Source organism: Desulfobulbus sp. (assembly GCF_030824455.1).
Classification (GTDB): domain Bacteria; phylum Desulfobacterota; class Desulfobulbia; order Desulfobulbales; family Desulfobulbaceae; genus Desulfobulbus.
In genome coordinates this window covers 1-12,559 of record NZ_JAVBXR010000107.1, presented here as the reverse complement: position 1 = coordinate 12,559, position 12,559 = coordinate 1, and the positions used below count along the sequence as shown (strand labels likewise).

Below are 12,559 nucleotides of genomic sequence, written 5' to 3'. Positions count from 1 at the left end.
GTTCCTCCTTGTCGTCTCGCTTACAGCACCCAGGTGTCCTTGGAGCCGCCGCCCTGGGACGAATTGACCACCAGCGACCCTTTTTTCAGGGCCACCCGGGTCAGGCCGCCGGGCTGGACATAGATTTCCTTGCCGAAAAGCACGTAGGGCCGCAAATCCACATGGCGGCCCTCGATGCGGTCGCCGACAAGGGTCGGCACCCGGGAAAGCGAAATGGTGGGCTGGGCCATGTAGTTGCGCGGCTCGGCCTTGATTTTTTCAGCAAAGAGGTCGCGCTCGGCCTGGCTGGCGTGCGGGCCGACCAGCATGCCGTAGCCGCCGGATTCGTTGGCCGCCTTGACCACCAGTTGGTCAAGATGCGCCAGCACATAGGCGCGGTCCGCGTCGTTGTCGCAGATATAGGTGGGCACGTTGGGCAGAATCGGTTCTTCGCCGGTGTAGTATTTAATGATCTTCGGCACATAGGCGTAGATGACCTTGTCGTCGGCAATGCCGGTGCCAGGCGCGTTGGCCATGGCAATCCGGCCCGCCTTGTACGCGCCGATCAAGCCTTTGACCCCCAGCATCGAATCGGGGCGGAAAACTTCAGGATCGATGAAATCGTCGTCGATGCGGCGGTAGAGCACGTCCACCCGCTTCAGTCCCTTGGTGGTGAGCATGTGGACATAGCCGTCAACAACCACCAGATCCTGGCCCTCGACCAGTTCGACGCCCATCTGCTGGGAGAGAAACGAGTGCTCGAAATAGGCGCTGTTGTAGATTCCGGGGGTCAGCACGCCGATGGTCGGCCGGGCGACGTGGTCGGGCGCGAGATACTGCAGCATCTCCAGGAGCTTGTTGGGGTAGTCGTCCACCGGCCGGACCCGTGAGTCGTCGAACACCTGCGGAAAGGTGCGTTTCAGCACCTGCCGGTTTTCCAGCACGTAGGACACGCCGGAGGGGCAGCGGAGATTGTCCTCCAGCACGTAGAAAACGCCGTCGCGGTCGCGCACCAGATCAGTGCCGGTGACGTGACACCAGATGCGTTTGGGTGGAGTAAAGCCTTCGCACTCCTTGCGGTAGGTGCGGCTGCTGAGCACCAGATCCTCGGGCACGACCTTGTCCTTGAGGATCTTTTTGTCGTTGTAGATGTCCTGGAGGAACTCGTTGAGGGCAAAGATGCGCTGTTTGAGGCCGCTTTCGATCTGCTGCCAGTCGCTGGCCGGCACGATCCGGGGGATGATGTCAAAGGGGAAGATTTTCTCTGTGCCCTCGTCGCGGCCGTAGACGTTGAAGGTGATGCCCATCTTGAGCAGCAGGGTTTCAGCCGCCTTCTGCCGCATAGTCAGATCGCCGGGCGGCAGGGATTCGATTTTGTCCACCAGCAGCTGAGCGCCGGGCCGTGGTCTGCCGTCTGCGTCGATCAGCTCGTCGTAGAAATCCCCTGGATCGTAGGTCGTAAAGGTTTCCATCCTGTTTCCCCCTCGTTCAATGCTGGCTTTAGGCCGGGTACAGGCCGCAGTCAGGCGATAGTATACTGAAAAAAAGCAAGAATCTACGAAAAGTTCTCATTGCCGGCACAGGCGCCGAGCGACGATTGCAAACATTGTGAAAACAGTTGTTTGCGCAGCAGACACACAGGCGGATTGCAGCCGTTTGACAAAAACCGCGACAAACGGCGATGGGGCCTGAGAACGTGCCCCTGCCCCTGTCTCGCATCCACGAAGACCTGCCCGCTCTGTCATCTCGACCAAAGGGAGAGATCTCTTCCCGTCACCAGATTTCTTCTCCCGTGCTCGTCGTAATGACCGACGGGCGAGTTTTTTGTTGTCGAATCTGCGGAAAAATCCCAACCAAGGTCATTTCGAGCGCAGCGAGAAATCTCCGGGGCAAAGAATGTGCGCTCGCATCCACGACGCCCCTCCCCTGGTGCGATCGTTCCCACGCTCCAGCGTGGGAATGCAGCCCTGGGCGCTCCAGCTCCCTCATGCCGACAAGGGTCGCGTGGGTCGCATCTCCAAATTGGCGTGTGGCGGCCCCCCATCCTCTGTCTCCCTGCGGGAGGGGCATTCTTTTCTTTGCTTGCCCAAAGAAAAGAAACAAAAGAAAGGGCAGCCCTGCCGCTGAGACTGCCCCGTTCGCCAAGGTGCGGAACCGGCGGGGCAATAACTCGCTGCGCTCAAACAGTTTGCCCCTTCATCCGGTTCCGCGCCTCGCCGCCCGGCGCAGCGCCAACGGCCCCCATCGTGCCCGAATCCCCCTCAACGAAACAAGCCGCAATCCGGCGGGGCGCACGTCCGTGGCCACTGAGAGTCGGGTAGATTGGGTAAGGAACGAACCCCAACAAAAACAGGCAATTGGATCCGCACGCTCCCCGTCATGTCATCTCGGCCAAAGGGAGAGATCTTCAGCATCTCGAGATTTCTCCTCGCGCTGCTCGTCGAAAAGACAGACGCGGGAAGAGTTTGCTCCAAAATTTACGGCATACGCCCGACCCTTGGTCATATAAAGGCATTTCGAGCGCAGCGAGAAATCTCCGGGGCTGCAAAGGAATTTGCGCTCGCATCCGCGACAATCTGCCCTGGTGCGATCGTTCCCACGCGCCAGCGTGGGAACGCAGTCGTAGCCTGGATGGAGCGCAGCGCAATCCGGGATCACGATAAAAATCCCCGGATTCCGCAGACGAATCAGTCCCTGCCGGGCAAGGCCGGTTTGGGGCAGAACGGCAGGTAATCCGCCTGCATCCGGTCCTTGAGATTGACGCCGGTGGTCTGCAGGCGCAGGGCCTCTTCCACCAGATAGGCCAGCTTGCGCACCCCTTGGCCAACGGGCAGGCCGCCGGCACGGACATTGGAAATGCAGTTGCGGGCCTCGTCCGAGGTGCCGATTCTGGGCGCGTAGATAAGGTATACGCCCATGGAGTTGGGCGAACTGAGCCCCGGCCGCTCGCCAATCAGCATCACCACCAACCGGGCGCCAAGCAGTTCCCCAATCTCGTCTCCGGTGGCCACCCGGCAGTTGCGCACCAGGCAGACCGGGCCAAGGGCAAACGGGGTGTGCGCCGCGCACAGCCCGATAAATTCCCGGACAAAAGCCACCGCGTTTTCATGGATGGCCCTGGATGAAAGGCCGTCGCCGATCACCAGGGCCAAATCGCAGCCGTTCGTCGGTTGGCGCTTTTTGAGCATGGCGCGCGAATCCCCGTCCAGCCTGCGCCCGAGGTCGGGTCGGGTGAGATATTCGGCCCGGTCGCGGGCTGCGCTGTGCAACGCCAGCGTTTGTAACCCCAATGTCTGCAACTCCGGCGCAAGCTGATCGATCGCCAGCGGCAAATGCACCGCATCCCGCGCCTGGGCATGGGCCAGCCGCAATTCCAGTACCGCCGCCAGCGGCAGACTGGCGCCGCACCGGCCCAGGGCAATGCGGGCGTCGGTGAACTGCCGCAGTTCCGCCCAGGGATCAGCCGTCACCGGCGAGGCCTTCATTTCCGCAAATTCCAAAGCGTCCGCAACTTCCGCCGTCTGTTCAATCTGCACTGGCCTGCGGGTCATAGCCATCCCTCCGGCAGGCTGAGCAACCGGCTGTTGGCCCGAATCGGCTGCAAGCGACCGTCGCCTGCGTTGACAATCCCCTGCTCGACAAGCCAGCGCTGGAACTCCGGGGCCGGGGTGCGACCAAGCAGACGGCGCAGATAGGCGGCGTCGTGAAACGAGGTGGACTGGTAATTGAGCATGATGTCGTCGGCGCCGGGCACGCCCATGATAAAGGTGCAGCCAGCCGCGCCCAGCAGGGTCAGCAGCGCGTCCATGTCGTCCTGATCGGCCTCGGCGTGATTGGTGTAGCAGATGTCCACGCCCATCGGCAGCCCCAGCAACTTGCCGCAGAAATGGTCTTCCAGGCCGGCGCGGATAATCTCCTTGCCGTTGTACAGATACTCCGGGCCAATGAAGCCGACCACCGAGTTGACCAACAGCGGCCGGAACCGGCGCGCCACCCCGTAGGCCCGCGCCTCCAGGGTCTGCTGGTCAATGCCGTGATGGCTGTTGGCCGACAGGGCGCTGCCCTGCCCGGTCTCGAAATACATCACATTGTCGCCCAAACTGCCGCGCCCCAGCGCCAGGGTGGCCTCGTGCGCCTCGGCCAGGAGCGCCAGGTCGACGCCAAAGCTGCGGTTGGCCGCTTCGGTTCCGGCGATGGACTGGAAACAGAGGTCCACCGGCGCGCCGCACCTGATCGCCTCCATGGTGGTGGTCACATGGGTGAGCACGCAGCTCTGGGTGGGGATGCGGTAGCGGTCGCGGATCTGGTCGAGCATTTCCAGCAACCGCCGGATGTTGTCGACGCTGTCGGTGGCCGGGTTGATGCCGATCACCGCGTCGCCGCAGCCGTAGCACAGGCCGTCGAGGATGGAGGCGGCAATGCCTCGGGGGTCGTCGGTGGGATGGTTGGGCTGCAGCCGGACGCCAAAGGTCCCAGCCAAACCCAGGGTGTTGCGAAAACGGGTGATCACCCGGCATTTGGACGCCGCAAGAATCAGATCCTGCACCCGCATCAGCTTGGCCACGCCGGCAACCATCTCCGGCGTCAACCCCGGCGCCAGGGCGGCCAGGGTTTCGGCGTCCGCCGCTTCAGACAGCAGCCAGTCGCGCAGTTCGCCCACCGAAAATCCGGCCACCGGCGCAAAGGCGTCGCGGTCGTGGCTGTCGATGATCAACCGGGTGACCTCGTCCTCTTCGTAGGGAACAACCGGCTGTTCCAGGAAGATGGTCAGCGGCAGCTCGGCCAGAACCAGCTGGGCCGCAACCCGTTCCTCGGCGCTGGTTGCGGCTATCCCGGCCAGCCGGTCGCCCGAGCGCTCAGGGCTGGCCTTGGCCAATACTTCAGCCAGATCGGCGAAACCATAGGTGCGATGTTGCAGGGTGCAGGTATGCATAGCGGCTCGGGCCGTGGTCGTTTCTCCGCGCGATCACGGCAAACGACCACGGCCACTCTCCATTTCAGTCGTCGATTCGTACAGGTTTCACTTCAACCGCAACCGGCATGGCCAGCACCTGCTCCACCAGCGCATCCTTGCTGGCAAAGAGCTTGTAGTAGACAAAGGCCGCCGCCATGATCGCTCCAAAAATCAGGGCCAAACTCTGGTTGTAGTAGATGACGGCCGCAAAGGCCACCACCGCAATCACCAGACCAATCGCCGGCGCAACCGGGTAGAACGGGGTTTTGAAGGGCCGCGCCATGTGCGGATGGTTCTTGCGCAGGGCAAAGATGGTGATCAGCGAAATGATGTAGAGCACCAGGGCGCCGAACACGGCAATGGTGATGATCTCGCCGGTTTTGCCGCTCATCAGGGCGATGATGCCGATCACCAGATTGAACAGCAGGGCGTTCATCGGGGTTTTGAACCGGGGGCTGACCTTGCCCAACGCCGGATGCATGTAGCCGACCCGGCCCAGTTCCAGCACCGCGCGACCGGCGGCCAGGATGATGCCGTGGAACGAGGCGACCAGGCCAAACAGGCCAATGAAGATCAGCATGTGGTAGAGCAGATGGTTGTCGCCGACCACATGGGCCAGGGCCAGCGGCAGGGGCGAATCGGAAGCGGCCGCGCCGGGGGTGGGATAGACGATGGCCTCCCAGCCGTTGACGCCCACCGAAGTGGCAAAGGTGATGATCGCCAAGGCCACCAGGGTTAGAATGGCGGCGCCAAAGCCGATCAGGATGTTGCGCTGCGGGTTGATGGTCTCCTCGGCCACGTTGGCCACGCCCTCAATGGCCAGGAAAAACCAGATGGCAAAGGGAATGGCGGCAAAGGCCCCGCCCCAGCCGTTGGGCAGGGCGTTGACCGTGATCTTTTCCAGGGAAAATCCGGGAGCGGTCACCCCGGCAAAAATCAGCAGTTCGGCCACCGCCAGCACAGTGATGAACAGCTCGAAGCGGGCCGCAGCCTGAACTCCGTAGATGTTCAAAGCGGTGAAAACAATATAGGCGGCCACTGCGATTGCCATCACCGGCACGTCGGGCAAAAAGAGATGGAAATAGGCGCCGATGGCGGCGGCAATGGCCGGCGGCGCAAACACAAATTCAATCACCTGGGCCATGCCAGCGATAAAGCCGAGATCCTTGCCCAAGCCCTTGGTGGCGTAATCAAACACCCCGCCCGCCTTGGGAATGGCGCAGGCCAGTTCGGTATAGCTGAAGGTGAAGGTCAGGTACATGACGATGATGAACAGGGTGGCCACCGCCAACCCCAAAGTGCCGCCCTTCTCCAGGCCAAGGTTCCAGCCGAAATACATGCCGGAGATCACGTAGCCGACTCCCAGCCCCCAAAGCATCCAGGGCCCTAACTTCCTTTCCAGTTGCACTGCCGATGTGTTGTTGCTCATACCACTCCCTCTTTCCTGTGGAACAAAGATGAACATCGCCCCCGGATCACGCCCGGAGACGGGTTGACTGCGCCAGGCCTGGGAGCGCCAGGCTCCGCAGGTCACGCCGGTACATAGCAACATCCGGTCCACCCATGAAATATTCAAGCAACTTATTAATATTATTAATTTTACGTTAATTACATTCCTGAATCAAATTTTCCATTTTTGAAATTTTTATTTGTTTAACGATACGTTTTTGGCGATAACGAGACAATGTCGGCGAAGTGGCGTTTTGAGACGGGGCATGATCGTTCCCATGCTCCAGCGTGGGAACACAACCCTGGACGCTCCAGCGTCCCGTTTTGCTCTGCGACCTCGCCGTGCGTGTTGAGATGACCGACGCGCGCAGTTGTTGCAATAAAATCGGAATGATCCGTCTCGAGAAGGAACAGTCGGAAGAAGGACGCCAGAAACTTTGCGCAGATTGCTTCACTGGCTTCCACATCAGCGCTCTTGCCGCCTGAAGCCCTTGCCGCCCAAGGCATTTCACGACTTCACAGACGCGCCACACCCGCAAGGTCAACCACAACGCCCTGTTTTCCGTTGACTTTCCAAGGAAAACACCGTGCCGCACAAGGGTTACAGCTTGCATGGCAACCCCGGAGAAGATGACCGAGGTGAAATATGGGGTCGAGTCCAAACCCCTCTTGCTTGCGTTGCGCGGCATTGATCGGCAAATCAGCACAATAATAATCGCGCGACACAAGGGATTTGGCCTACTACCCGTTCGACCCCGCGCCTGTTTTAGGTAACCCGCGCCCCGTATTTTTTTGATATGACGGCGAAGGGAGGTGGGATATACTGTCCCCGAAATCCGGAATCTGGCTTGGGGCAACAGCCTCATACTTATCGGATGTATATATCACCATGTGGCACTGGCACATTTTTTCATCTTCTCAGAAACCTTGCGCTGCAGTCAATTTGAAGAAATTATCAATATTACAATAATATAAATTATGTTAATTGAAAAGATATGTTAATTTGTTCTTGGCCTGAATTGTTCAAGCTTTACCTGCTTTGTGCAATTGGAGGGGATCCCATTGCAGTGCAGGTGATAATTTTAACGCGGAGGAGATATGAAAAAAAAGGTCTTGCTAGGATTGGTAACAGGTATGCTTTTGATTAGTATCTCGGGAATAGCTAATGCGGATCCCACTCAAGAAACACCACAAACGGAAACAGGGATTATAATCACTTTTGAGGGAACTCCTCCTGCGCCTATCATTTTGTTTGAGCCTGAAATTTCTTTTATCCCCCCTGATCTAATTATCGACATGGGCGGCATTAGCGGTGCTGTCAGTGGTGGTGACGCTCCTTCTGGCGCTATACTTACAGGCATGGAGTCTGGAGAAGATGATACCCATTCTGGTGGCGTTATTATCACCATTGGCAATCCTGTTCCTGAACCGGCTACCATGCTTCTATTTGGTGTGGGGGTGACCAGTATTATTGCAGTTGGCAGAAAAAAAAGATAATTTTTCCCTTATCAATCAGCGCCATAAGGTGGCGCGATAAACGCTCTGCTTTTTTGTTCTTAAATTTCACCCGTTGATGATTTTATAAACGGCTTGCCGGCTGATGTTGAAATCAGCGGCCAATGTGTTGTCCTTCCATATGAGGCCGCCTATCTAGGGCGGCTTTTTTATCTCACGGCCCCGGATACCGGGTCTACTTCAAGCAGCGCGGGAATTACGGTGACAGTTTACCCAATCAATGAAGCTAAGGGAGCAGAATCAATTTACCCCATCCCTTTTAACCATATGTTTTTGAAAGGAATATGACGCGGGAGCATCCAAGGCTGCGTTCCCACGCTGGAGCGTGGGAACGATCAAACTTTGCGCAGATTGGTTCATCGGCTTTCGCGTCAGCCCTATTGCCTCCTGAAGCCCTTGTCGCCCAAGGATTTTCACAGCTCCGCAGAAGCCGCCACACCTGCAACGCCAACCACAACGCCTTGCTTTCCACTGACTTTTCAAGGAAAACACCGCACCGCACAAGGATTGCAGCTTGCCTGGATCGCTTGCCCCACCATTGGCGACATCATCGAAACCGGCAATGAGAGCTACCGCTTCAAAAACAGGGAATAACAACAACCGATAAAACCCGCTCAAGCTTTTTTCTTCCGCTCCGACGAGCAACACTTTGGCCCATTCTCGCTCCAGAAAAAAGTTTAAGCTCCCCTCTGTGACCCTATGCACACAGAGGAAACAACGAGCGTGTTTTTTATATTTCAGGGGGGCAATTTTGGACGCTGAAATGGGGGTCATTTTTCAAAGCTGATTGACAGGAAGCCCGAAGAAAGCGATGATTAATCACCCTTATCGCCTTTATCACTGCCATGAAAGGAACCGGGGCGCGCTCTTGGCGCTGCCAGTAGGGCGACCACTTCTTCACTGCGGAGTCGATGATAAATCGTTTACATCCTCTCACCTGGACAATCCGGACTCATCTCCTGATCATTGTCCTGCTGCTCACCGCTTTAATGGTCGGCTGGGCCGTCTCCGTCAACACCATGGTGAAGCGAATGGCGCTTGCCCGGGCTACCGATGCGGTTCACGAGCGTAGCGCCAAAATCTCCGAGCGCTATCTCGCCATCAGCCGGGAAACCCAACAGGTGTTGACCGCCCTGTCATCCAGCGAGGCGGTGCGGGATGGCGATTTTCAGGCCATCACCGCGCTTCTCGAAAAGAGTCACGCCGCCATGCCGCATTATTCAACCATGGTCGCCGCCTCGCCTGACGGCTTTGTTCGGGCTTGTTCGATTCCGGTCGCGCTGCCCCTTGATGTACGCCAGCGCCAGTGGTTCAGGCGGACCATGGAGAGCAAAGCCTTTGTTGTCGACGAGTTCATTATCAGCAAGTCGGCCAACACCGCCTCCCTGCCTTATGCACTACCGGTTCTCAACCAGGAAGGGGAGGTGCGGTTGATCCTCGGCGCCGCCCTGAAACTTTCGTTTTTCGAGGAGCTCTTCGCCGAAAAAATGACCTCTACAGGAGGTGAAGTTTACCTGCTGGATCACGATGACACCCTTCTCTTTGCCGCCGCAAAACCGCAGATGATTGGTCTTGCCGGCAAAGACTGTCTACCGCCAAACCTTTCCTTACGCGGGCCGGGGTTGCAAGAGACAGCTGTGGCAGGCGGCGATAAGGCAGGCAGCGTCTATGTGATCGTGCCGATCATTATCGGACAGCGCGAAAGCCGTTTTACCCTGGTGGTCGGACTGAACAAGAGGGAGTTGTACGCCGATGCGAAGCGGCAGATGACGGTCAATCTGCTCCTTCTTTGCGGATGCGCGACCGCCTTCGCCGTCATGCTCTTTGCCTATGGCCAGAGGGTGATCTCCGACCCACTGCGTCGCCTTCTGACCACCACCGGGGAGGTGTCTTCAGGGAACTTCTCCGCCCGCACCGGACTCTCCTGCCAATCGCCGGAGTTCGGAGTGTTGGCCCGGGCGATAGATGGCATGATTGCCGCTCTCGAGACCGATGTCAGCCATCGCCAGGAGCAGGAGAAGGCCCTGCTCGAGAGCGAGGCCCGCTTCAAGGCACTGGTGAACAATGCCGCCGACGCCATCTATCTAGCCGATGCGAACGGTCGCCTGCACGACGTTAACGCCGAGGCGGAGCGACAAACCGGCTATTCTCGGGAGGAGCTGCTCCGTATGGGTATTGCTGATGTCGATGCCCAGGTCCATGACGACAACGCCATGCTTGCCTCCTTTTTCGAGCATCTGGCAAGCGTGGGGAAAACCACTCTTGATACCGCCCATCGCACCAAGGACGGCGCCATTTTTCCGGTGGAGGTGCGCGTTGTCTATCTACCCTCGGAGACCGCGCCGATGATGCTTGGCGTGGCCCGTGACATCACTGAGCGTCGCCGCGCCGAGGAGGAGCAGGCCCGGCTCGAGGCGCAGCTGATGCAAGCCCAGAAAATGGAAGCTGTCGGTCAGCTTGCAGGAGGTGTGGCGCACGATTTCAACAATATGCTTGGGGTGATTACTGGCTATTCTGAAATGATTCTCATGCAGATGGACCCGTCTCACCAGTTTTACGACAAGTTGGAGCAAATCCAGAAAGCAGCCATGCGTTCCGCCGACTTGACCCGACAACTGTTGACCTTTGCCCGTAAACAGACAGTAGCTCTCAAAGTGCTTGATTTGAACGAGACCATAGAAGGGATGCTCACAATGCTGAGACGTCTCATCGGTGAAAACATCAGTCTCATTTGGATGCCCGGCACCGGTCTCTGGCCAATCAACATGGACCCGTCGCAGATCGACCAGATTCTTGCCAATCTCTGTGTCAATGGTCGTGATGCTATCGCCGGTGTAGGCAAACTGACGGTTGAAACACAAAACGTGAGCTATGACAAGGCGTACTGCGCCACTCATGAGGGGTCCCTGCCCGGGGACTATGTGCGGATTACCGTAAGCGATACCGGTAGCGGCATGGACAAGGAAACATTAGCCCATATCTTTGAACCGTTCTTTACCACCAAGGACGTGGGCGCGGGAACCGGCCTTGGTCTCGCCACGGTGTACGGGGCGGTTAAGCAGAACAACGGTTTTATTAACGTCTACAGCGAACCGGGACTGGGGACAACCTTCACCCTCTGCATCCCCCGGCACGTCGAGACGACCACAGAGACGCAGGCAACAGCATCTGCTAAACCTGTTGTATGTGGAGATGAAATCGTCATGCTGGTGGAGGATGAGCCGACACTTTTGCAAATGAGCAAGATGATGCTCGAAAGCCTTGGCTATACCATACTGGCAGCAGGCACTCCGAGCGAAGCCATCCGCCTGGCCGGTGAGTATCCCGGTCAGATACACCTGCTTGCAACTGATGTGATCATGCCTGAAATGAACGGCCGTGAATTGTCGGCACGATTACTGGAGAGTCGGCCTGAGATGAAATGTCTGTTCATGTCTGGCTATCCGGCCAATATCATCGCCAACCAGGGAGTGCTTAAGGAAGGAACGTCATTCATCCAGAAACCTTTCTCTCAAAATGAACTGGCCATCAAGATTCGAGAGGCCTTGGAGAGTTGAGGCTGACTCTGGGATGTGACGATCATTGCCAAAGCAAGGCGTGAATTACAGTGACAGTTTATCCAATTAATGAAGCTAAGGGAGCAGAGTAAATTCAAGCCATCCCTTAACCTCATGGTTTTGAACGAAATAAAATGTTGGGGCGCGGGAACGATCAAAAATGACGCCCCTCCCCCGCTAAGCACGGCGGAAATGGAGGGAGAGGAAGCGGTCCAGCTGATTGGCAAAGGCCTGGCGGTCGGCCTGATTGAACGAGGCGGGGCCGCCGGTTTCAACCCCGGTGGCCCGCAGGCTGTCCATGAAGTCGCGCATCGAGAGCCGGGCCTTGATGTTGTCGGTGGTGTAGAGTTCGCCGCGCGGGTTGAGCGCGTGGCCGCCCTTGGCGATCACCTCCGCCGCCAGGGGAATGTCGGCGGTGACCACCAGATCCCCGGCGTCCAGTCGGCGCACTATTTCATTGTCCGCCACGTCAAACCCGGCGCCGACCCGCACGGTGCGGATGTTTTTCAGGCGCGGAACCGCAAGCGGCTGATTGGCCACCAGGGTCATGGCCACCCCGGTGCGCTCGGCGGCGCGAAACAGAATCTCTTTGATCACCTTGGGACAGGCGTCGGCGTCAACCCAGATATGCACGTTTCCCTCATTGCGTTGAATGACTGCGGGCAGGCGAAAAGCGCTTGCCCCTGCCCTATACCGCATCGCCCACAGCTTGCCCCGCTTTTTTGCGCGCGCGCCAAAAGAAGACAACCGCCATTGCCCCGCCTTTATTCTGTGCTATGATGGCCCAAACGCTGCTCTAAACCGAGCACGCCCTAAACCCAACCGTAACAACCAGCATGGCGAGCCTTTTGATATGACCCAAGAAACAATCCGTTGCCCCAAATGTGCCCACGAGCAGACTAACCCGGTAGAGTGCGAGGCCTGCGGGCTGCTGTTTCGCCGCTACCAGCAGGCGCAGGAGCGCACCAAGGAGCAGCCGCCTGAACCGAGCCCCGAGGAAACGGCGCAGGCCAAGCCTTCCGGCTCCTCAATGCGGATTGGGTCGGCCCTGGCCCTGGTGGCGATTACCGCGGCCCTGACCTCTTTCCTGGTCATCGGCAAAGGG

9 protein-coding genes and 1 pseudogene are annotated in these 12,559 nt (G+C 58.2%); 3 read left to right on the top strand and 7 right to left on the bottom strand.

Features of this window, described 5'->3' with window-relative positions; all coding sequences use genetic code 11:
• Nucleotides 1-20 precede the first annotated feature (20 nt).
• From RCH93_RS13200 to RCH93_RS13180, 5 genes are all read right to left on the bottom strand, one after another.
• On the bottom strand, nucleotides 21-1,451 hold the full coding sequence (locus tag RCH93_RS13200) for a circularly permuted type 2 ATP-grasp protein (RefSeq protein ID WP_306548885.1): 1,431 nt from the start codon (nucleotides 1,449-1,451) through the stop codon (nucleotides 21-23).
• Between the two features lie 1,215 nt (nucleotides 1,452-2,666).
• Nucleotides 2,667-3,530 carry an ethanolamine ammonia-lyase subunit EutC gene (gene eutC, locus RCH93_RS13195; protein ID WP_306548884.1) on the bottom strand — a complete coding sequence of 288 codons (864 nt, stop codon included), beginning with the start codon at nucleotides 3,528-3,530 and terminating at the stop codon, nucleotides 2,667-2,669.
• On the bottom strand, nucleotides 3,527-4,912 hold the full coding sequence (locus RCH93_RS13190; RefSeq protein WP_306548883.1) for an ethanolamine ammonia-lyase subunit EutB: 1,386 nt from the start codon (nucleotides 4,910-4,912) through the stop codon (nucleotides 3,527-3,529). Before RCH93_RS13190 ends, eutC begins: the two co-directional genes overlap by 4 nt.
• A gap of 64 nt (nucleotides 4,913-4,976) precedes the next feature.
• Nucleotides 4,977-6,362, bottom strand: a complete 1,386-nt coding sequence (eat, locus tag RCH93_RS13185) for an ethanolamine permease (RefSeq protein ID WP_306548882.1) — start codon at nucleotides 6,360-6,362, stop codon at nucleotides 4,977-4,979.
• Between the two features lie 175 nt (nucleotides 6,363-6,537).
• The gene (locus RCH93_RS13180; protein WP_306548881.1) at nucleotides 6,538-7,044 is read right to left on the bottom strand and encodes a hypothetical protein; all 507 of its coding nucleotides are present in this window, start codon (nucleotides 7,042-7,044) and stop codon (nucleotides 6,538-6,540) included.
• 436 nt (nucleotides 7,045-7,480) lie between these two features.
• Here RCH93_RS13180 and RCH93_RS13175 point away from each other — a divergent pair, with 436 nt between their 5' ends.
• A complete protein-coding gene (locus RCH93_RS13175) occupies nucleotides 7,481-7,879 on the top strand; it encodes a PEP-CTERM sorting domain-containing protein (protein ID WP_306548880.1) in 399 nt (132 codons plus the stop codon).
• 258 nt (nucleotides 7,880-8,137) lie between these two features.
• Here RCH93_RS13175 and RCH93_RS13170 read toward each other — a convergent pair whose 3' ends face one another.
• Nucleotides 8,138-8,671, bottom strand: a complete 534-nt coding sequence (locus RCH93_RS13170) for a hypothetical protein (protein WP_306548879.1) — start codon at nucleotides 8,669-8,671, stop codon at nucleotides 8,138-8,140.
• A 137-nt stretch (nucleotides 8,672-8,808) separates the two neighbouring features.
• Between RCH93_RS13170 and RCH93_RS13165 the strand changes: the two genes are divergently transcribed.
• Entirely contained in the window at nucleotides 8,809-11,454 is a 2,646-nt protein-coding gene (locus RCH93_RS13165; protein ID WP_306548878.1) for a PAS domain S-box protein, read from the top strand.
• 177 nt (nucleotides 11,455-11,631) lie between these two features.
• On the opposite strand, the gene RCH93_RS13160 is transcribed toward RCH93_RS13165, so the two are convergent.
• On the bottom strand, nucleotides 11,632-12,087 hold the full coding sequence (locus RCH93_RS13160) for a YaiI/YqxD family protein (RefSeq protein ID WP_306548877.1): 456 nt from the start codon (nucleotides 12,085-12,087) through the stop codon (nucleotides 11,632-11,634).
• A gap of 220 nt (nucleotides 12,088-12,307) precedes the next feature.
• Here RCH93_RS13160 and RCH93_RS13155 point away from each other — a divergent pair.
• Nucleotides 12,308-12,559 (top strand): annotated as a pseudogene (locus RCH93_RS13155) (hypothetical protein); the annotation flags it as partial.

What these genes read in the sequence shown, in the direction of transcription:
- RCH93_RS13200 (WP_306548885.1), bottom strand. Translation starts at nt 1,451, where the DNA reads ATGGAAACCTTTACGACCTACGATCCAGGGGATTTCTACGACGAGCTG.
- eutC (WP_306548884.1), bottom strand. Translation starts at nt 3,530, where the DNA reads ATGACCCGCAGGCCAGTGCAGATTGAACAGACGGCGGAAGTTGCGGAC.
- RCH93_RS13190 (WP_306548883.1), bottom strand. Translation starts at nt 4,912, where the DNA reads ATGCATACCTGCACCCTGCAACATCGCACCTATGGTTTCGCCGATCTG.
- eat (WP_306548882.1), bottom strand. Translation starts at nt 6,362, where the DNA reads ATGAGCAACAACACATCGGCAGTGCAACTGGAAAGGAAGTTAGGGCCC.
- RCH93_RS13175 (WP_306548880.1), top strand. Translation starts at nt 7,481, where the DNA reads ATGAAAAAAAAGGTCTTGCTAGGATTGGTAACAGGTATGCTTTTGATT.
- RCH93_RS13170 (WP_306548879.1), bottom strand. Translation starts at nt 8,671, where the DNA reads ATGACCCCCATTTCAGCGTCCAAAATTGCCCCCCTGAAATATAAAAAA.
- RCH93_RS13165 (WP_306548878.1), top strand. Translation starts at nt 8,809, where the DNA reads ATGATAAATCGTTTACATCCTCTCACCTGGACAATCCGGACTCATCTC.